This is a genomic window from Helicobacter winghamensis ATCC BAA-430 (genome assembly GCF_028751035.1).
In the GTDB taxonomy this organism is placed as follows: Bacteria; Campylobacterota; Campylobacteria; order Campylobacterales; family Helicobacteraceae; genus Helicobacter_D; species Helicobacter_D winghamensis.
Map to the genome: position 1 here is coordinate 1,262,454 of NZ_CP063533.1, position 19,506 is coordinate 1,281,959.

Here is a 19,506-nt window from a genome sequence, read left to right on the forward strand (position 1 = left end):
TCCCCCTACAAAATAACACATTTGTGCCTTATCTAGCATACACTAACCCTTATTTTAAAGACGCAATTTTTTGTGCATAATCCCCACTAAAAACATAGCTTCCAGCTACTACAATATCTACCCCTGCTTCTCTTAAAAGCTCGATATTTGCACTACTTACGCCTCCATCAACTTCAATTAAACATTTTGGATTCCATATTTCAATTCTATCTTTTAAGCGTTTGATTTTCTCTAACACATTTGGGATAAACTTCTGCCCGCCAAAGCCCGGATTTACACTCATTACAAGCACCATATCCACAACTTCTAGTAAGTATTCTATGCTTTCAATTCCCGTGTGTGGATTTAACACAACAGCGGGTTTAATGCCTAAATCTCTAATCTTTTGCACTAAGCGGTTTGCGTGCTTTTCTTCTTCAATATGAAAAGATAAAAACTCTGGTTTAAAAGGCGCAAACAAATCCACAAAAAAGGAATTGTTTTGCACCATTAAATGAATATCAAGAGGCTTTGTAGAAGCCTTTACCACAGATTCCACAACAACAGGACCTAAGGTAAGATTTGGCACAAAATGTCCGTCCATCACATCAATATGCACAAAATCACAATCTGCCGCACAAATTGCCTGCACTTCCGCTTCTAATTTTCCAAAATTTGCTGAAAGAATACTTGGCGCAACAAGCATTTAAGATTCCTTAAATAAAAATTTTTAAAAAATTCTAGCAAAATAACACTAATATTGCCCTAAATAGCATTGTTTAGTGTATAATAAAAAAATTTTTCAAAAGGGAGCAAAGCGTGCAAGCAAACGCCAATCTAGCAAAAGATTTGGATTCCATTCTTACAAAGATTAAGCAAGCAAGTTTGGAAATTTATTCTATTTTACAAAAAAGTCTAGGGGAATACACACAAAGCACAAATGCCACAGGCGATACGCAACTAAAAGCTGATGTGCAAGCGGATTTAATCGTGCAAAATACACTTAAAACACTTCCTTGCGTGAAACAAATTTGTAGCGAAGAGCAGACAAGTGCGATTACACTCTACGATAATGGCACATATTCTATTGCTTATGATCCTCTTGATGGTTCATCTTTAATGGGAGCAAACTTAAGTGTGGGAAGTATTTTTGGAATCTATCAAGGTGATTTTCTTCCGCAAAACTTAGTCGCAAGCGCGTATGTTGTGTATGGAATGGTAGTTGGAATCGGATTTACTTCACTTTTAAAAGAAGGTGTGGATTACTTCACTTATGATGGAGAAAAATTTGGCTTACAAAAATGCTTAAAACTTTCAGAAAAGGGCAAGTTAAACGCCACGGGTGGCACACAAAAAAACTGGAGCAAAACACATAAAGAAAAAATGGAATCCCTTTTTGATGCAGGCTATCGCTTGCGTTATAGTGGAGGAATGGTTCCAGATCTACACCACATTTTAGTCAAAGGCGGTGGATTGTTTTCCTATCCTGCTACAAGCGATGCACCAAAGGGCAAACTGAGAATGCTTTTTGAAGTCTTTCCCTTTGCTTTTATCTTTGAAAGAGCTGGTGGAAAGGCGGTTTTTATTGATGAGTTAGAATCTAAAATCACACCCCTTTTAGAATTAAAGCCTACACATTTACACGACACTACACCTTGCTATTTTGGAAGCATTTGGGAGATAGAATTTGTTAGCCGATAGAATCGACATACAAAGCGCGCTAAAAGCCTTAAAAGAATGTCAGCAGCGCGAGGGCGTAACAAGCTGTATGTTTTGCAAACACACACAAGCTTGTGATCAAAAAGAAGTATTTGCCAAAACCACACAAGAAAATCTAAGCCAAACACAAGAAGCACTCAAAATCTGCCAAGAATCTAAGGGTTTAAAAACTTGTGGAAACTGCCAAGAAGTCCTAGAATGTGCTATTAGAAATGATTATGTGAGTGCTGTTTATTTGAGTATGAATAAAGGAAATGGAGGAAGTTTTGAATTCTAAATTTTATATTACATCGCCAATTTATTATGTTAATGATATTCCACACATCGGACACGCTTATACAACAATTATTGTAGATACTCTTGCAAGATTCCACCGCTTAAAAGGCAATAGCGTATTTTGCCTAACAGGAACAGATGAACACGGACAAAAAATAGAACAAAGTGCGAAAAAAATGGGGCAAGATCCAAAAAACTATGTGGATAGCATCTCAAAACGCTTCAAAGATCTTTGGGATTCTTTTGATATTGCTTATGATTATTTTATTAGAACCACAGATTCTACACATTTACAAAGTGCGCAATATGTATTTTTAAAAATGTATGAAAAGGGTGATATTTATAAAGGCGAGTATGAAGGCAATTATTGCATTTCTTGTGAATCCTTTTTTGCAAAATCACAATTAATGAGTGAAAAAAACTGCCCAGATTGCGGCAAAGAAACAACACTGCTTCAAGAAGAAAGTTATTTTTTCAAACTCAGCGCATACGCAGAAAGACTTTTAAAATTTTATGATGAAAATCCAGATTTTATCCTTCCAAAATCAAGGCGCAATGAAGTGATAAGCTTCGTAAAAAGTGGCTTAGAAGACCTATCTATTACACGCACAAGTTTTGATTGGGGAATCAAACTTCCAAAAGAACTTTTAGAAAATAATCCAAACAATCAAAAGCATGTAATGTATGTGTGGCTTGACGCACTTGTAAATTATCTAAGTGCTTTGGGATTTCACAATGATTTGCCAAACAAAATGGACTTTTGGCCAGCAAATTTTCACATTGTAGGCAAGGATATTTTGAGATTTCACGCAATTTATTGGCCCGCATTCTTAATGAGCCTTGATTTGCCACTTCCAAAACACATTGCCGCACACGGTTGGTGGACCAAAGATGGCGCAAAAATGAGTAAAAGCATCGGCAATGTTGTTAATCCTAAAGAAGTAGTAGATGCATATGGGCTTGATACATTTAGATATTTCATCTTGCGTGAAGTACCTTTTGGACAAGATGGCGATTTCTCACAAAGCGCGCTAATAGAACGGATTAATGCGGATTTAGGTAATGATTTAGGAAACTTGCTAAACCGCTTGTTGGGAATGGGAGCAAAATATTTTAATAACAAGCTAAAGGCAGATTTATCGGAGCTAAAATCTACATATTGTGATGAACTTGTGCAAATCCAAACAATCTTAGAAAGTTTGGAATCGCATATCAATGAAGTACAGATTAATCGCTACCTAGAAGAGCTTTGGAAACTCTTTAGTCTAGGTAATGGAATCATCGCCAAAAAAGAGCCATGGCAACTCATAAAGGATAATAAACACACGGAAGTGGCACAATTATTGCTACTACTTGCAAATATCTTGCTAAAAGCAGCACTTTTTTTATCACCTTGTATGCCAAAAAGTGCCGACAAGATTCTAAAAGTCTTTGGTTTGAACGCAAACACAGAGTGTTTTAAGCGTTTTATCACGCAAGGGGAGATTTTGGATTCCGTAATTTTAGAACCAACTCCAGCGCTCTTTCCACGCATTGAAGAGAAATTATTGCAAGATTCTAACATGGATTTGAAATTGGAATCCAAAATGCAAAATAAAGAATCTAAAAGCACAAAGCTTGAGCCTTTAGAGATTTCTAGCCCTATTAGTAAAGATGATTTTATGAAAATCGACATACGCATAGGAACAATTATAAATGCAGAAGTTTTACCTAAGAGTGAGAAGCTTCTAAAGCTTCAAGTAGATTTAGGTGAAGCACGCCCACGCCAGATTTTAGCTGGGATTAAAGCACATTATTTGCCGCAAGATTTGCTAGGGAAGCAAGTTTGCGTGTTAGCAAATTTAAAACCTGCAAAACTTATGGGGGAACTAAGTGAAGGAATGATTTTAGCAGCAAAAGATAATAATGGATTAGCCTTTATTACACCACAAAACAAAAGAGAGAATGGAAGTCAAATTAGCTAAAGGATAAGTATGAAGGGAATACAAATTGGCGTTAATGAAATTGTAGAAATTGCGTTTGGAACACTACTAAATAAACCCAGTATTTCTTTTTTTCATCAAATTTGCGATGAAAGTAGTAGTGTGCGTAAAGGGGATTTATTTATTGCAACAAACAAAGAAAGTGCGCAAGCGCAAAAAGACATAGAAGAAGCTATTGAAAAGGGTGCTTTTGGAATCCTTTTTAGCGGAAATATTGCAATGAGCGATAAAGAAGTGGCTTGGATTAGTGTTGAAGATTTAGAGCAATCTTTAATGCGAATTTTGCGCCATTATCTCCTTATTAACAATAAAATTTTATTTTTACTTCACAAAGAAGAATATGAAATTGCCACACAAATTATTGCACACAAAAAAACGCTAGGGTATTTTTGTGGAAGCTTAAGTGGATTAATCCATAAAGTTATTGAAAGCGATGCAGTATTTTTTCTCTATTGCAATACAAACTTAGATTTAAGTATTTTTCCCAAAAATCAACAAGAAATAAAAATGCTCTCTCAAGAAAAAATCGATGATAAAAAACTCCCTTTTGACTTAAATTCTTATTCTCTTTTTGGAATCAAATTGTTTTATAAAAGCGTGGATTATGAAATCCCTCTTCCTAAACTCTTTATTCAACCTCTAGCGCGTGTTTTAGAGTTTTGCGAAAATTATTCTATTAATGTTCAATTAGAAAATTTTTCTACCTTAAGCATTTTTAAACCCATTTATTTAGATGAACGAGGCGTGATTGCGAAGCCTGGAACCACAAATAAAGTCTTGCTAGCCTGCCAAGATTCCAAAATTTACGAACAATATTTGGCTTATTTTAAAATGTATGCAAAATGGGCGTATTTAACTCTTTTTGTGCCAGAGATTTACCGCGAACTTTACGCTCCTTTTGCAAAGGTTACTTCCTATTCTAACCAAACAGAGCTTTTTTCAATGCTTATTGATGAAAAATACAATTTTGCGCTGATTTTGGGGATAGATACACACGCGCTAGAAACACAATTTACAAATCAAGTTACAGAAACAAATTTATTTGACTATACAAAGGATTAATAATGAAAATTGCCGTGCCTGTTTTTGACGAAACTCTAAGAGTGTTTAATAATACTGGACACACTCCATTTTTTGCCATTTTTGAACAAAGTGGAAGCGGAATGTTTAAAAAAATTGATTTCCTTGAGTTACGCAAAAATCCGCGTGGCAATGAGAGTGCTAATGCTGGTTGCTCACACAAAGATAGTGAGATGAGCGAAGAAGAGCAAATCGCACATAAAAATGAACACAATGTGTTAGGTGAGATTATCCAAGACTGCGCTGTTGTGCTTGTAAAAAAAGCCTGCCAAAATACAGCAAAAGTCTTTAATGAGTGTGGAATTAAAGTTTGCAAAATGGATATGGACTGCCAAAGCGCAAAAGACGCATTTAAGTTTATTAAGCTTTAAGCAGAAATTACCTTTCTGCTAAAATTTGCATTTTGGATTCCTTTAATTCCACATAAAGCTCTTTTTCTCCACTAAACCTATAACTTGGGGCTTTATATTCTTCATAAAAAGAAATTCTAAAAAGATTTTTATTTTCATTGTTTGGATAAGGCGAGATATTAACTTGAGAAAATACAATCTCTTTTTTTTCATTTTTTGCAAATATTCTACGCTTATTTTGAGCAAAATCATCATATTTATTTCCATCAAATCTTATAAAATCTTTACTATAAAATTCTAAGTATTTTTCAATATTACTCTCTTTCCACGCATCTTTCCATACATACAAATCCGCTAATAAAATGCTTAAATCTTCTTTCTTGACTTCCTTGAAGCTATTTTCAAAGGTAATTAAAAGTGCTTGACGATAATTAATAAGTGCATCCACACTGCTTAATTTATCATTTTCAATCGCAATACAGCCACGCGTATTAAGCTCTTTGCGATTCCCATCTAAAGGCATTCCGTGAATCCAAATTCCATAGCCTGTACGCTTTTGCAAGCGATCATAAAGATTTGGATAATTTGTAGCAAATGCAAGTGGTCCATAATATTGATCAAGATTTACCAAGCGTGCATTTAGTGAATATACACCAATAGGAGTTGCTAAATCCCCTTCTTTTTCTTTATGCCCTCCTTTGGAACCAACTAAACTCTCCACATTTAATTTTTCATTCCATTTTCCCTCATTTAGCGCATAAAGCCTTAGCGTTGGTGCATTTTTAGTGGCAATAAAAAGATATTTTAAATCTTCATAATACCCAAAACGCGTATCTTGTTCTCTTAATACTCCACTCCAAAAATCGCGTGTTTGCATAATGGAATCTATTTTTTTTTCAATCGCACTCACACCACCTTTTTTATAAAGCTCCACCCATTCAAAATCACCCGCACTTGCAAAACTCAAAACCAAACACAAATAAAAAATTTTAAAAAACTTCATACATTTCCTTTTCAATCTTCAAAATTATATCCCATTCTCTTAAGGCTTTCACGCTCTTTACTCCAACCAGGCACAACTTTCACAAAAAGATCTAAAAACACCTTTTGGCACACAAAACTCTCAATACTAGCCCTTGCTTCCTTCCCAATGCGCTTTAAAGTTGCACCTCCTTTGCCTATTACCATTCCCTTTTGGCTCTCCTTATGCACAATAATTGTTGCTTTAATATAATGAACATTTGGCTTCTCTTTATAAAGTGTAATTTGCACATCGCTTTCATAGGGCAATTCATCGCTTAAATTTTCAAACACAGCTTCGCGGATTAACTCTTTTACAATTTCTTTTGTTGTATTTGGACTTAAAATTTCAGGATTATAATAATATGGACTTTGCGGCATAAGCTTTGCAAGCACTTCAACCACGCGTTTTAAACTTCCTAAATCTTTGATAGAAATAGGAATTAATGCCTCATAACAATCTTTAAACTTCTCATATTGACGCATTGTTTCAAAAAGTACTTCCTTAGATACAGAATCTATTTTAGTCAAAAGCAAAAGATGTTTCTTGTCTTTTGCCATTTCTAAAAATTCTTTATAATAGCTAATCTTGTCACTCGCGGGCGCTAAAAACAACAAAACATCGCAATCTTGCAAGGCTTGCAAGGCTTCTTTTAACATATATTGATTAAGCAATTTCTCTTGCTTATGAATCCCAGGAGTATCCACAAAAACAATTTGCGTTTCGCCCTCCATTAAAACAAGATGCATTCTTTTGCGCGTTGCGTTTGCTTTATGCGAAACAAGGGTTAGCTTCTCCCCTAAAAGAGTGTTTAAAAAGGTGCTTTTTCCAGCATTTGGACGCCCCAAAACTGCAACAAAACCAGCCTTTGTATTCTCCTCCAAAATGCTTTCCTATAAAATATAACGCGCAATATCAGAATCTGCTACCAAGGATTCCAACTTTTCTTTTACAAGCACTTCTGTGATTTCCACATCTTGACCTTTATAATTCTCCGCTTCAAAGCTAATCTCTTCAATCACTTGCTCTACAACCGTATGCAATCGTCTAGCTCCAATATCTTCTGTCTTTTCATTTGCTACTTGTGAATAATGCGCTAAGGCACGGATTGCTTCATCACTAAAGGATAAACGCACTTCTTCAACGCCTAGCAATGCTTCATATTGACGCAAAATAGAATTTTTAGTTTGGGTTAGAATCTTATACAACGCCTCTTCATCTAGACTATCAAGCTCTACGCGCAAGGGGAATCTCCCCTGTAATTCCGCAATTAAATCACTAGGCTTACTCAGACTAAACGCGCCTGCTGCAATAAATAAAATATGATCTGTTTTAATACTTCCATATTTTGTATTTACCACACTGCCCTCCACAATGGGCAACAAATCTCTTTGCACGCCTTCTTTACTGGGATCTTGGCGTTGGCTACCATTGCCACTAACTGCCACCTTGTCAATCTCATCAATAAAGATAATTCCACTACTCTCAGCGCGCTTTAATCCCTCGTGTTTAATCGCATCTAAGTCTAGTAGTGCCTCACTTGCTTCAACCTTTAAAAGCTCTTTAGCCTCCTTAATCGTTACTTCTTTTTTTGGGCTATCTTTTGGAGAGGCAATAAAGACTTTTGCGATGGTTTCTTGCACCTTTGCAAACTCCGCTGGCATATTTCCATCTTCAATTTCAAAGGTTTTCTTTGGCACTTCTACTTCAATTTTTAAATGATCCATTTCGCCATTTAGCACCTTTTGGCGCATTTTGCTTACTGTTTTTTCATATTCTTCAATTTTCTGCTCACTTGCACCCTTTGGCAAAGGTGGAATCAGTTTTTCTACAATTTTATCTAGCACATATTTTTCAATATCTTGTGTACTTTTGCTTCTATGTTCTTCTTTTATCAAATTAATAGAAGCCACCACTAAATCACGCACCATAGATTCTACATCACGCCCCACAAAACCCACTTCTGTGTATTTGCTAGCTTCTACTTTAACAAAAGGTAGCCCCATAATCTTTGCCATTCTTCTTGCAATTTCAGTTTTTCCAACGCCTGTTGAACCAATCATTAAAATGTTTTTTGGCATTACCTCATCTTGAATTTCTTTTGGCAACTGCAATCTACGATAACGATTGCGCAAAGCAATTGCTACAATCTTTTTAGCGTCCTTTTGACCGATAATATACTCATCCAAATAACTCACAATTTCTTTTGGTGTCATTGCAAATAATTTTTCCACATTCTTATCCTAAAGTTCTAAAATTTTGATATTTTGGTTTGTGTAAATGCAAAGCTCCCCAGCAATCTTTAAAGACTCTAGCACTAAATCTTTTGGCTCTAAATTACTGCCAAATCTATCCATTGCCCTTGCCGCTGAGAGCGCATAATTTCCACCACTTCCAATAGCGGCAATCTTGCCATCTTCTGGTTCTACCACATCACCTGTGCCACTTAGGATAAAAATACGCTCTTTATCAAGTACTATCATCATCGCTTCTAATCGCCTTAAATACTTATCCTTACGCCACTCTTTAGAAAACTCCATCACAGACTTTAGCAAATCCCCTTTTTTGTTCTCTAAAATCCCTTCAAACATATCAAAAAGACTAAACGCATCTGCCGTGCTTCCTGCAAATCCACTTAGGATTTTTCCGTGGTAGAGTGTGCGGATTTTTGTCGCATTACCTTTAAGCACGCAATTCCCAAAGGTAACTTGCCCATCACCTCCAATAACTGCACCCTTTTCACTCTTATAAGCTAAAATTGTTGTTGCATGAAACATTATTGCGCCTCTACATCAACTTTTAAAGTTGCGTGGATTCCGTGTCCTAGCTTGATTTCCACTTCATAAACGCCTGTGGATTTAATCGGACTTTTTAGCTCAATAGTTTTTTTATCAATTTCTATGCGATGCTCTTTTGCTAGGGATTCTGCAATATCTTCTTTAGTGATTGCGCCATATAAAGAGCCATTTGCACCGACTTTTTGCACGATTTTTAGAGTAACTTCTTCAATCTTTTTTGCCGCCATTTCCATTAAGGCTTTTTCTTCAGCAGCCATTTCTGCTGCCTTTTTCTGCTCTGCTTTATAGCGGTTAATCACAGCATTTGTAGCAAAATCTGCTAATCCTTTTGCGATTAAAAAATTCTTTCCATAGCCATCTTTAACTTCGCAAATTTCACCTTTTTTGCCTAAACCTTTGACATCTTGTAATAACAAAACTTTCATCATCTCTCCAAATATCTACAAAGATTTAATAGTAAATGCGGATTTTATCCATTTTTTATTCAATTTAAAATTAAACAAAGCCAAACAATTTTAAATTAATTTTTGTTAATACATATTGTATTTATAAATTTTTATGCTATAATCCCGCTCTAATTTTTAAAAAAGGATTATAATGAGTATCAGCATTTTAGGTTTTCCACGCATTGGAGAACATAGAGAATTAAAGTTTGCATTAGAAAGCTACTGGGCAAATGAGTCTAGCCTTGAAGAGTTAGAATCCCTAGCGCAAAGCCTACGCAAAAAACACTGGGAAGCGCAAAAAGACTTGGATTTTGTTTGCGTTAATGACTTTAGCTATTATGATAATGTGTTGGATTTAGACTACGCACTAGGAGTGAAGCCTAAGAGATTTAAAGACCTTGAAGGCTTAGAACTTTATTTTGCAATGGCTAGAGGACATAAAAATGGTGTCGCTTGCGCAATGACAAAATGGTTTAACACCAACTACCATTTCGTTGTCCCAGAACTTGATATAGATAATAAATACATATTGAATATTGATTTTATCACCAAGCAATACAAAGAAGCCTTGCAATTAGGCTACACTCCAAAGATTTCTCTGATAGGATTTTTCACTTTTTTTCATCTTAGCCATATTGTAAATGGAGAGAAACAAGAAGTTTTTGAACAAGTCAAAACCGCTTATTTAGCACTCATAGACGCTTTAGTTAGTGCATTAGGAAAAGAGATTGTCATAGAGTTTAGTGAGCCAATTTTCGCTTTAGGTTTGGATTTTTTAATTTGTGAGACAACAACACTTAAAAACTTCTACAACACTCTTGTAAAAAAGGGTGTTAAAGCCATTGTTAGCACATTTTTTGAGCATAGCTGTGAAGCTACAGAGATTCTTAGTCAAACAGAAATTTATGGGATCGGACTTGATTTTCTTTATGGGAGCAAAAATTTAAATAGCCTAGACACACTAGCAAAAAGCGGTAAAGCCGTATTTGCAGGAATCATTGATGGAAGAAATATTTGGATTTCAAATTTAGAAGAAAAACTAGCCTTAATTGAAAAAATCACAAAAAAGATTCCACAAAATAAACTCACTCTTACTACTTCTTGCTCTTTACTTCACATTCCTTACTCTAAAAATACGGAATCTAAAATGGATAGCGAGATTCTTTCTTGGCTATCTTTTAGTGTAGAGAAAATTGCAGAATTAAAGCTTTTAAATCAAGTCTTAAAAGACGGAATCCAAAACCACAAAACACAATGGGAGCATTACATCACACTCAATCAAACGCGCAAAAACTCTTTAAAAATCCACAACAAAGAAGTCCAAGCGCGTGCAAATTCCACACAAGAAGCCAAGCGCAATGTGAGCTTTAAAGAACGGATTAAACTCCAACAAGAGATTTTTAATCTCCCTTTACTCCCTACAACCACAATTGGTTCTTTTCCACAAACCAAAGAAATAAGAAACGCAAGAAAAGATTATAAAAGTGGCAAAATCACACAAGAAATCTACACGCAAATCATCAAAGATTACATTAAAGACTGCGTGCAATTCCAAGAAGAAATAGGGCTTGATGTGCTAGTCCATGGAGAGCCTGAACGCAACGATATGGTAGAATATTTTGGAGAGCAGTTAAGCGGATTTGTCTTTAGTCAAAATGGTTGGGTGCAAAGCTATGGTAGCCGTTGTGTTAAACCACCAATTATTTATGGCGATGTTGCAAGATTACAGCCTATGACGATACAATGGAGCGTTTATGCACAAAGCTTAACGCAAAAGATTATGAAAGGAATGCTAACAGGACCTGTTACAATTCTAAATTGGAGCTTTGTGCGCGATGATCTCCCAAGAAGTAGCGTGTGTAAGCAAATCGCACTAGGAATTGCTGATGAGATTAACGACTTGCAAAACGCTAAAATCCGCATTATCCAAGTTGATGAAGCTGCCTTTAAAGAAGGCTACCCACTGCGCAAAGAAAACATTAGAGAATACGAAGAATGGGCGTTATATTGCTTTAGGCTTGCTACTTGCATAGCCTTACCACAGACACAAATCCACACGCATATGTGTTATAGCGCATTTAACGATATTATCAAAACCATTGAAGCAATGGATGCTGATGTTATTACCATAGAAACAGCGCGCAATAGCAACAAACTCTTACGCATATTCCAAGAAGTTGGCTATGATAAGCAAATAGGACCAGGTGTTTATGATATTCACAGCCCTAGAATCCCAAGTGTCGCTGAGATCAAAGAACAAATCCAAGCGATTTTAGAAGTTTTACCCAAAGAACAAGTGTGGATTAACCCAGATTGCGGACTAAAAACGCGCAAATACGAAGAAGTCAAGCCTAGTTTAAAAAATATGGTAGAAGCCACAAAAGAGATTCTACAAAACTTATAAAACTTAACTTGTGTTAGCATCAGCTAGCACAAGTGCATATAAAACCTTTGCGCCGTGTTTTTCTAAAAACTCTTTTGCACTAAGCAAGGTTAAACCGCTTGTTACAATATCATCTACAAGCACGATTTCTCTATCTTTAACTTCACGCTTTAGAATAAATTCTCTAGGATTTTTCTCTCTAAATTTCAAGCTTTTTCCAGCATAGCGGATATTATTGCTTAAATAAAGCGTGCGATACATAGGCTTTAAGCCCACTCCTTTTAAAGAGTGCAAGAAAATCGCATTATGCGCATAACCTTGCTTGCTAATCCTATCATCAATACCTACACCATAGGCATTATAAGCTATTTCTTTTGTTTGCAAATCCTCTAAAACAAGCCTAGATAATTCCTTATAAATCTTACTTCCTAAAACAGAATATTTTGAATGAAGCAAAAAAGAGATGGAATCATAATCAAAAAATCCATAAACTTTAAAGCCCTTTAAATCTCTACAAGTGCGTCTTAAAACTACAAAATCTAAGCAATTCTTGCATAAAACTTTAAAAGAAAATCTCCTGCAAGATAAACAGCGCATTAACTTTGGATAAACTCTACAATTTGCTTTGTTATGGAATCTTGTGGCAAACTTGCATTAATCACAAGCGATTCTATCTTTAAAAACTCCATTGCCTCCTTTAATCTCTCTTGAAGATCTAAAAGATAGTCAATCCCTCTTTGCTCTATCTTATCTCTACCCTTTTGATTTAAGCGATATTCTAGCGTTTGTTTATCAAGTTCTAGCAAAATTGCTTTATTTGGTAGGATATTTTCTAGCACAAAAGCATTAAAAGATTCCAACATTTCCATATCAAAATCCCTTGCATACGCAATCCCAGAGATTAAACTTCTATCACTAAGAATCAGCTTATCTAAATTTGGCGCAATCACACTTGCAAAATGCTCCGCCCTATCGGCTAAAAAAAGCAGCATTTCAGCCTTTGGACTTACAATCTCTGTATTTAGCAAAATCTCTCTTATGTGCTTTCCAAGCGGTGTAGCACCGGGCTCAAAAGTAAAAACTGCATCCTTAAACACTTCTTTTAACCTTGCAACTTGCGTGCTTTTACCTGCTGTGTCAATCCCTTCTAATGCGATATACAAGATAACTCTCCCCATTTTAAACCCATAATATATTCTTTCACACTCTTTGGCACAAGATGCGCAATCTCTCCCTTATGCGCAAAAATGGAGCGCACAACAGTGGAGCTAATAAAGGCATTTTGTAAAGATGGCATTAAATAAATTGTTTCTAATTCTTTATTTAACGAAGCATTTGCATATCCCATTTGCAATTCATATTCAAAATCACTCACCGCTCTAAGCCCACGCACCAAAATCTTAGCCCCTTGCTCTCTAGCAAACTCAGCAATAAGGTTTTCAAAGGAATGCACACAGATTTTTGAAGCGATATTTTGCGATTCCATAATTGCTAAATTTACCATTTTTACGCGTTCATCAAGGCTAAATAAAGGATTTTTTCCGCTGGATTTTGCCACAGCGATAATTAAGCCATCAAAGAGCTTGCAAGCGCGCTCAATCACATCTAGATGCCCATTTGTGATAGGATCAAAGGTTCCGGGATAAATGGCGATTTTTGACATTATGCGTAATTCCAAGCAAGCGTTTTACCAGCAAAAAGTGGCACGATGCCATTAAATTCTTGTGGCACTTCAAAAGGTGCTTTTACAAGCTTTATAATCTTATTAGTCTTTGGCAAATCATAAATACGCCTAGCATTATCACTCACAAAGCTTTGGAGATTTTCTAGTTTGTTATGCTTTTCAAACAACTCCGCAAGCCCAAGCAGTGCTAATGGCGCGCTAAAGATTCCCGCCGCCCCCTTAGCACATTCCTTATTTTCCCTTAAATGTGGCGCAGAATCACTTCCAAAAGAGAATTTAGAATGCGCATTAAGTGCCACTTCAAGCAATGCGTCCCTATCCTTTGGCGTTTTTAAAATTGGCTTGCAAAAATGATGCGGATTTAGCCCACCGCCTAACACATCATCTAAACTTAACGCAATATGGTGTAAAGTTAGCGTCGCAAAGAGATTATCATATTTTTCAACAAGTGCGATAGAGCGATGATCACTTAAATGTTCAAAAATAATCTTTAAGCGCGGAAAAGACTCCGCAAGCTCCCTAAACACAGGGTGAAACTCTACTTCTCTATCCAGTGAAAAACCATTGCTCTCCCCGTGAATACTTAAAAACATTCCAAGCTCTTGGGAAATCTCTAAAATTTCTAAAATCTTATTATCTAAAACCTTACTCACTCCACTCTCACTCCCCGTTGTCGCACCTTTTGGATAGAGTTTTAAAAATACGATTCCAACTTCCCTAGCCTTCTCTAGCACGCTTTTGTTAAGCTCCTCTGTAAGATAAAGCGACATCAATGGGTTAAAGTCGCAATCCCCACAAGCATTTTGAATTCTCTCTTTATAGCTTAAAGCAAGCTCTATACTAGTAATAGGAGGCGTTAAATTTGGCATCACAAGCGCACCACTAAAGTATTTAGCTGTGTATTTTGCAACATTTTGCAACATTTCTCCATCGCGCAAATGCAAATGCATATCATAAGGGGATTGTAATTGTATCATTTAAGATTCCTTTATTTGCTCTAATAATTCCAGTAGGGCGTTTTGGTATTGCTCACACAATTCCTTGCTTTTTGCCTCAAAGCGCGTTACAAGCACAGGCGTTGTGTTGCTAGCGCGGACTAGCCCCCAACCTTCTTCAAACACCACACGCACTCCATCAATGGCGATAATCTCTACGATTTTGGGAAAATTTATAGGCAAGACACTAGGGTTATTCAAAGTTTTCTTTAAGCGTTCAATAATTCTAAACTTCTTTGCTTCTGTGGTTTTTATTTTAATCTCATCTGTAGAATAAAGTTTTGATAAACCCTCTAAAACCTTATCAAACTCCAAGCCCTTAGAATGCAACAACTCAAGCACACGCAACGCCGCATAAGTGGCATCATCAAAGCCAAAGTAGCGATCATTAAAAAATATATGCCCACTCACTTCAAACGCCATATGCGCATTAGTCTCTTTAAGCTTTACCTTAAGATTACTATGCCCTGTTTTATACATTATCGCCTTACCGATTTTATCAATGCTTTCATACATATTTAAAGAGCATTTCACTTCGCCAATTACCACAGGATTTGGAATCGTATTTGCAAAGATAATCGCTAGCTCATCACCCTTATACACCTTATTCCCATTTAGCGTGTATTTCACCACCGCTAGCCTATCCCCATCGCCATCAAAGGCAAATCCGATTCCACCTTTTTGGCAAACTTCTTTATGTAAAAAGCTTAGATTTTTCTCTTCACTTGGATCTGGGTGATGGTTTGGAAAATTCCCATCAGGCTCTAAAAACAGCCCATTATACGCGATCTCTAGTCTATCTAAGATTTTTGTAATCCCAACTCCAGCAATCCCATTCCCACAATCTAAACTAATAGGAATCTCAAATCCCCTTAAATGCGCAAATTCCTTGCAAAGATATTCCACATACAAATCTAGCACATTTAATGCTTTAACCTTGAAATTTGACGGAATCTTTTGTGCAACAAAGTCCCAATCAAGCGCATAAAACTCTTTCTCAAGTGCATAAATTTGTTCCCCAAAAAACGGCTCTTTTAAAAGCGTTATCTTAAACCCATTATATTCTGGCGGATTATGCGAGCCTGTAATCATCACGCTTCCATTTAGTTTTAAACCTTCTTTAAACTCACAATATAAAGAAAAATACGCAACAGGTGTTGGAATCTCCCCTAAACTATAAGGTGTAATTCCACTAGCTAGCACACCTTCACAAAACCAACTAAAAATTTCCCTAGAATGCAAGCGCGCATCAAAGCCAACTCCCAAAGTAGCCCCGCCACGCTTATGCAACTCTTGCCCCACCAAATAACCAATACGCACAACATTTTCTCGCACCAAATCTTGTCCATAAATTCCACGAATATCATATTCTCTAAAAATTGCTAACATTTACTCCCCTTTATTTTAGATTCCAACTTTTTAGTATTTTTTAATGCCTCTTGCAAAACTTCCACACCATCAATAAATAATCTGCATGCTTCTTTTGCATATAAAATCAAATTTTGCGCTAAAAATTCTTCACTCTTTGGGAGCTCAAACACTGTAAAATCAGCAAAATTTCCCGCCTTTAATTCCCCTAGCAAAAAATTGGAATCCAAAAACGCATTGTGTGTTACACTTAACAACAACTCCCTTGCCAAAGGTTCTAAAGGCATATCTGCATAAGCAAAAAGTGCGACTCTTAACTCATCTAAAAGTGATAAGGAATCATTAGAACTCTTACCATCTGTGCCAAGACAAAGCGGAATCCTAGCCTTTTGCACCGCTTGTAAATCCAAGTATTTTCCATTGAGCAAGCGATTTGATTTAGGGCAACTGATAATCTTGCCTTTTTGTGCTTGAATTTGCTCTAAAATCTCCACATTTGCTTCCAAACAATGTGTAAAATATGCACTATCTAAGCCTTCAAATGCGCTTAAAAAATCCTTAGCATTATAAAAAGATTCCATTGTTTTTTTAAAAAATCTTTCATAAAATTCCTTAAAATACCCTCCACTTGATTCTAGCCACTCTCTCTCTGCCTTTGATTCTAAGAAATGCGCACTCACTGGCAACTTCTCTTTTTTTGCCACTTCTAACACTTTTTCTAGCAATTTTGGATGCACAGAATAAGGCGAATGCACCGCGACTGCTGGGATAAAACTCTCACTTTGTTTAGCCTTAGAATCCTTTAAGCGTGCTAAAAAATTTTGGTATAAAAAATCTATTGTCTCTATGCTTGAGCCAATTGCTTCATTAAAATACAGCACGCGCAAAGGCGCATTTGCTAAAATCTCCAAATCAGCCCCATGGCTGGAAATTGCTCCTACAAAGCCCACGCCACTTTTTAGACACTCTAAAATTCCTTGTTGCATAGCACTTTGTAAGTCTTGTGCCATTAAGGATTCTCTATGTATCAAAACACTATCTAACCACTCCCCAAAATCCCCAAACTTCAAAGTTCCTTCATTTTTGCTAAATTCCAAATGCAAATGCAAGTTTGCAAAAGCTGGTGTAATCGCACAAGAGCAAAAATACTCACTCTTAGCATTTTTATATTTAGCACACAACTTGGCATAATCGCCAACTTCTAAAATTTTTTGCGTTTCAAAAAGGATTCCACCTTTTTTGATTACACCAAACTTTTCATCGCATATAACAATAAAATCCGCACCAATAATTTGCAAGCCCTACCCCTTTAAAGGCGTATTTAAATTAATATCAAGTTTATTATAAGGAATCTCGATTCCCTCCGCATCAAAGCGCATTTTTACTTTTTGAAGTAAATCTAATTTTGCATTAATCACTTCACTACTATTTACCCAAAATCTCACCATAAAATCCACACTACTTGCATTTAGCACATCAACGCCAATTAGAGGTTCTGGCTCTTTTAACACAATCTCTTCAGCATTAAAAATTTCCTCTAAAATACTCTTTGCCTTATCCAAATCACTCGTATAAGAGACACTAAAAATTAAATCTAAGCGCCGTGTGGGATTTGCATTCACATTAATAATAGGCGCTGAAACAATCATAGAGTTTGGCAAAATCACAAGTTGATTGTCTAAAGTTGTGATTTTTGTTTGAAACAAATTCACTTCTTGCACTCTCCCTGTAATGGAATTTAATGTAACAACATCTCCTTTTCTAAATTGCTTTAACACTACAATCAAGATTCCACTTGCTAGATTTGACAAAGAATCTTTAAGCGATAAACCAATTGCTAAGCCAGCTGTTCCAAGCACTGCGATAATAGAAGTTGTCTTAACACCTAAATTTGTAAGGGCTGTAATAATTGCTAATACAAATATCCCCACAAACGCAACATTTTTTAAAAATCCCGCTAGCGTTTCATCCTTTGTTGCCTTAGCAATCAACTTTGCAATATATTTTGAAAAAACTCTAGCCACATAATAACCAATAATTAAAATAAAAAACGCACTCACAATATTAGGTAAAAACCCAAAAAACCAAACAACAAACCTATCCCAAACTAATAAAAATTTCTCTTCCATTTTATTCCTTAAAATACAACTTCTTTACCGCCCACAAACACACGTTTGACCTGTCCGTGAATAATAGAATCGTAATAAGGCGATTCTATATTACTCACCACACTTGTTTCTTTTGGATTAAACAACACCAAATCCGCATCATAACCTTGCGCAATGAGTCCCTTATTTGCAAGTCCTAGCACATTTGCAGGATTAAAACTTAAAATCTTGCTAAACTCACTTAAGGTTAAGTGTTCCATTTTTACCAAAAGTGTATAACAAAGCCCCATAAAACTTTCAATCATATCCACGCCAAATGCTGCTTCTTCAAAAGCCAAATCCTTTTGTGCTAAGGATTTTTCAGATTGCAAAGAAGTAAGAAGAGTAATTTCTCCCTTTTTTACACTTTTAACCAACGCTTTACGCGTAGATTCTGACTTCAAGGGGGGCTTGATTTTAGCAGCAGTGTTGTAATTATTGCAAAGTGTTTCTGTGAGTATCAAATGGTGGATTGAAGTTTGTAAATACAACTCCGACTTTTGCTTGGTTGCAACCTTTAATTGTTGGATTATCTCTACACTTCTTTGTGTCGCAAGCCCCAAGAATACCGCTTTAACACCCATAAATCGTGCTACTTCAGCCATTTGTGCCACTTCTTTTGTCTCACTTAAAGTTGGAATAGCTGGTAATCCCAACACCGATGATAACTCCCCATCATTCATCACGCCATTTGCACTAAGGGATTCATCTTCGCACACAAAAAACATTGGCACATCAAACATCAAGGCAAACTCACACGCACGCCTTAGCAAATTCCCATCTGTATTTGATTTTACAAAAATTCCTTTTGCACCCTTTTTATAAAGCATTGCAAGCTCATTTAGTGCATTTTCGGATTCCGTATTTATTGCTTCAGAAATCCCTATAATCTCTGCTTTTAACTCATCTTTAATAACATTTAACAATTCCAAGCCTAACTCACTACTTAAAGTTGGCTTACAATCTGGCATTAAAAGAGCCTGTGTGATTCCACCTTTTGCAGCTTTTTGCGAGAGTTTTAATAGATTTTCTTTGCTTAAGATTCCATTACTAACGCGTGTATTTAAATCAATTGCACCGGGCAATAAAACAAGATTTTCCGCTTCTATAATCTCTTCATTTTCTTGCGGCAAAATGCTTCTATCAACTTGTGCTATTTTATTTCCTTTAATACGCACATCACCCTTTTGCTCTCCATTTGCGTCACAAATCATCGCTCCTCTAATAATCATAACACACCCTTAAACTTAATAAATTTGGCAATTATTACAAATTCCA

The 19,506-nt window shown here is 36.1% G+C and carries 20 protein-coding genes; 6 read left to right on the forward strand and 14 right to left on the reverse strand.

Annotated elements, in window-relative coordinates; translation table 11 throughout:
• Positions 1 to 49: 49 nt before the first annotated feature.
• A complete protein-coding gene (gene rpe, locus IP358_RS06520; RefSeq protein ID WP_006802781.1) occupies positions 50 to 685 on the reverse strand; it encodes a ribulose-phosphate 3-epimerase in 636 nt (211 codons plus the stop codon).
• A 143-nt stretch (positions 686 to 828) separates the two neighbouring features.
• Here rpe and IP358_RS06525 point away from each other — a divergent pair, with 143 nt between their 5' ends.
• The 5 genes from IP358_RS06525 to IP358_RS06545 are packed head-to-tail and all read left to right on the forward strand — an operon-like array spanning position 829 to position 5,407.
• Positions 829 to 1,680, forward strand: a complete 852-nt coding sequence (locus tag IP358_RS06525) for a class 1 fructose-bisphosphatase (RefSeq protein ID WP_006802782.1) — start codon at positions 829 to 831, stop codon at positions 1,678 to 1,680.
• Positions 1,667 to 1,975, forward strand: a complete 309-nt coding sequence (locus IP358_RS06530) for a hypothetical protein (protein ID WP_006802783.1) — start codon at positions 1,667 to 1,669, stop codon at positions 1,973 to 1,975. Before IP358_RS06525 ends, IP358_RS06530 begins: the two co-directional genes overlap by 14 nt.
• Positions 1,953 to 3,938, forward strand: a complete 1,986-nt coding sequence (gene metG / locus IP358_RS06535; protein WP_040498569.1) for a methionine--tRNA ligase — start codon at positions 1,953 to 1,955, stop codon at positions 3,936 to 3,938. Before IP358_RS06530 ends, metG begins: the two co-directional genes overlap by 23 nt.
• A gap of 9 nt (positions 3,939 to 3,947) precedes the next feature.
• On the forward strand, positions 3,948 to 5,018 hold the full coding sequence (locus IP358_RS06540) for a hypothetical protein (protein WP_006802785.1): 1,071 nt from the start codon (positions 3,948 to 3,950) through the stop codon (positions 5,016 to 5,018).
• Between the two features lie 2 nt (positions 5,019 to 5,020).
• Positions 5,021 to 5,407, forward strand: coding sequence for a NifB/NifX family molybdenum-iron cluster-binding protein (locus tag IP358_RS06545; protein ID WP_006802786.1), 387 nt, complete (start codon positions 5,021 to 5,023; stop codon positions 5,405 to 5,407).
• A 7-nt stretch (positions 5,408 to 5,414) separates the two neighbouring features.
• On the opposite strand, the gene IP358_RS06550 is transcribed toward IP358_RS06545, so the two are convergent.
• Genes IP358_RS06550 through rplI form a run of 5 tightly spaced genes read right to left on the reverse strand, consistent with a single transcriptional unit; the run spans position 5,415 to position 9,630 of the window.
• Entirely contained in the window at positions 5,415 to 6,389 is a 975-nt protein-coding gene (locus IP358_RS06550; protein WP_006802787.1) for a L,D-transpeptidase family protein, read from the reverse strand.
• Between the two features lie 11 nt (positions 6,390 to 6,400).
• Positions 6,401 to 7,291, reverse strand: a complete 891-nt coding sequence (gene era / locus IP358_RS06555; RefSeq protein WP_006802788.1) for a GTPase Era — start codon at positions 7,289 to 7,291, stop codon at positions 6,401 to 6,403.
• A gap of 9 nt (positions 7,292 to 7,300) precedes the next feature.
• Positions 7,301 to 8,623 carry an HslU--HslV peptidase ATPase subunit gene (hslU, locus tag IP358_RS06560; protein WP_006802789.1) on the reverse strand — a complete coding sequence of 441 codons (1,323 nt, stop codon included), beginning with the start codon at positions 8,621 to 8,623 and terminating at the stop codon, positions 7,301 to 7,303.
• Positions 8,624 to 8,650: 27 nt separating this feature from the next.
• Complete coding sequence (gene hslV, locus IP358_RS06565; protein WP_006802790.1) at positions 8,651 to 9,184, reverse strand: ATP-dependent protease subunit HslV; 534 nt, start codon at positions 9,182 to 9,184, stop codon at positions 8,651 to 8,653.
• Complete coding sequence (gene rplI, locus IP358_RS06570) at positions 9,184 to 9,630, reverse strand: 50S ribosomal protein L9 (RefSeq protein WP_040498571.1); 447 nt, start codon at positions 9,628 to 9,630, stop codon at positions 9,184 to 9,186. Before rplI ends, hslV begins: the two co-directional genes overlap by 1 nt.
• Positions 9,631 to 9,802: 172 nt before the next feature.
• Between rplI and metE the strand changes: the two genes are divergently transcribed.
• Positions 9,803 to 12,055 (forward strand): 5-methyltetrahydropteroyltriglutamate--homocysteine S-methyltransferase, encoded by a 2,253-nt coding sequence (gene metE, locus IP358_RS06575; RefSeq protein WP_006802792.1) that lies wholly within the window; start codon positions 9,803 to 9,805, stop codon positions 12,053 to 12,055.
• Between the two features lie 3 nt (positions 12,056 to 12,058).
• On the opposite strand, the gene IP358_RS06580 is transcribed toward metE, so the two are convergent.
• From IP358_RS06580 to IP358_RS06615, 8 genes are read right to left on the reverse strand one after another with little or no spacing between them, the layout of a single operon-like run.
• The gene (locus IP358_RS06580; RefSeq protein ID WP_006802793.1) at positions 12,059 to 12,631 is read right to left on the reverse strand and encodes a ComF family protein; all 573 of its coding nucleotides are present in this window, start codon (positions 12,629 to 12,631) and stop codon (positions 12,059 to 12,061) included.
• Positions 12,631 to 13,197, reverse strand: coding sequence for a dTMP kinase (gene tmk, locus IP358_RS06585; RefSeq protein WP_040498694.1), 567 nt, complete (start codon positions 13,195 to 13,197; stop codon positions 12,631 to 12,633). Before tmk ends, IP358_RS06580 begins: the two co-directional genes overlap by 1 nt.
• Complete coding sequence (coaD, locus tag IP358_RS06590; protein ID WP_006802795.1) at positions 13,182 to 13,697, reverse strand: pantetheine-phosphate adenylyltransferase; 516 nt, start codon at positions 13,695 to 13,697, stop codon at positions 13,182 to 13,184. Before coaD ends, tmk begins: the two co-directional genes overlap by 16 nt.
• Entirely contained in the window at positions 13,697 to 14,695 is a 999-nt protein-coding gene (pyrC, locus tag IP358_RS06595) for a dihydroorotase (protein ID WP_006802796.1), read from the reverse strand. Before pyrC ends, coaD begins: the two co-directional genes overlap by 1 nt.
• Positions 14,696 to 16,102: a phosphomannomutase/phosphoglucomutase gene (locus tag IP358_RS06600; RefSeq protein WP_006802797.1), complete on the reverse strand. Its 1,407-nt coding sequence runs from the start codon at positions 16,100 to 16,102 to the stop codon at positions 14,696 to 14,698.
• Positions 16,096 to 17,379 carry an aminofutalosine deaminase family hydrolase gene (gene mqnF / locus IP358_RS06605; RefSeq protein ID WP_006802798.1) on the reverse strand — a complete coding sequence of 428 codons (1,284 nt, stop codon included), beginning with the start codon at positions 17,377 to 17,379 and terminating at the stop codon, positions 16,096 to 16,098. Before mqnF ends, IP358_RS06600 begins: the two co-directional genes overlap by 7 nt.
• A gap of 3 nt (positions 17,380 to 17,382) precedes the next feature.
• The gene (locus IP358_RS06610) at positions 17,383 to 18,210 is read right to left on the reverse strand and encodes a mechanosensitive ion channel family protein (protein WP_006802799.1); all 828 of its coding nucleotides are present in this window, start codon (positions 18,208 to 18,210) and stop codon (positions 17,383 to 17,385) included.
• A gap of 8 nt (positions 18,211 to 18,218) precedes the next feature.
• Positions 18,219 to 19,460, reverse strand: coding sequence for an amidohydrolase family protein (locus IP358_RS06615; protein ID WP_006802800.1), 1,242 nt, complete (start codon positions 19,458 to 19,460; stop codon positions 18,219 to 18,221).
• Between the last annotated feature and the right edge of the window lie 46 nt (positions 19,461 to 19,506).

What these genes read in the sequence shown, in the direction of transcription:
- rpe (WP_006802781.1), bottom strand. Translation starts at nt 685, where the DNA reads ATGCTTGTTGCGCCAAGTATTCTTTCAGCAAATTTTGGAAAATTAGAA.
- metG (WP_040498569.1), top strand. Translation starts at nt 1,953, where the DNA reads ATGGAGGAAGTTTTGAATTCTAAATTTTATATTACATCGCCAATTTAT.
- IP358_RS06540 (WP_006802785.1), top strand. Translation starts at nt 3,948, where the DNA reads ATGAAGGGAATACAAATTGGCGTTAATGAAATTGTAGAAATTGCGTTT.
- IP358_RS06545 (WP_006802786.1), top strand. Translation starts at nt 5,021, where the DNA reads ATGAAAATTGCCGTGCCTGTTTTTGACGAAACTCTAAGAGTGTTTAAT.
- IP358_RS06550 (WP_006802787.1), bottom strand. Translation starts at nt 6,389, where the DNA reads ATGAAGTTTTTTAAAATTTTTTATTTGTGTTTGGTTTTGAGTTTTGCA.
- hslU (WP_006802789.1), bottom strand. Translation starts at nt 8,623, where the DNA reads ATGACACCAAAAGAAATTGTGAGTTATTTGGATGAGTATATTATCGGT.
- hslV (WP_006802790.1), bottom strand. Translation starts at nt 9,184, where the DNA reads ATGTTTCATGCAACAACAATTTTAGCTTATAAGAGTGAAAAGGGTGCA.
- rplI (WP_040498571.1), bottom strand. Translation starts at nt 9,630, where the DNA reads ATGAAAGTTTTGTTATTACAAGATGTCAAAGGTTTAGGCAAAAAAGGT.
- metE (WP_006802792.1), top strand. Translation starts at nt 9,803, where the DNA reads ATGAGTATCAGCATTTTAGGTTTTCCACGCATTGGAGAACATAGAGAA.
- IP358_RS06580 (WP_006802793.1), bottom strand. Translation starts at nt 12,631, where the DNA reads ATGCGCTGTTTATCTTGCAGGAGATTTTCTTTTAAAGTTTTATGCAAG.
- coaD (WP_006802795.1), bottom strand. Translation starts at nt 13,697, where the DNA reads ATGTCAAAAATCGCCATTTATCCCGGAACCTTTGATCCTATCACAAAT.
- pyrC (WP_006802796.1), bottom strand. Translation starts at nt 14,695, where the DNA reads ATGATACAATTACAATCCCCTTATGATATGCATTTGCATTTGCGCGAT.
- IP358_RS06600 (WP_006802797.1), bottom strand. Translation starts at nt 16,102, where the DNA reads ATGTTAGCAATTTTTAGAGAATATGATATTCGTGGAATTTATGGACAA.
- IP358_RS06610 (WP_006802799.1), bottom strand. Translation starts at nt 18,210, where the DNA reads ATGGAAGAGAAATTTTTATTAGTTTGGGATAGGTTTGTTGTTTGGTTT.
- IP358_RS06615 (WP_006802800.1), bottom strand. Translation starts at nt 19,460, where the DNA reads ATGATTATTAGAGGAGCGATGATTTGTGACGCAAATGGAGAGCAAAAG.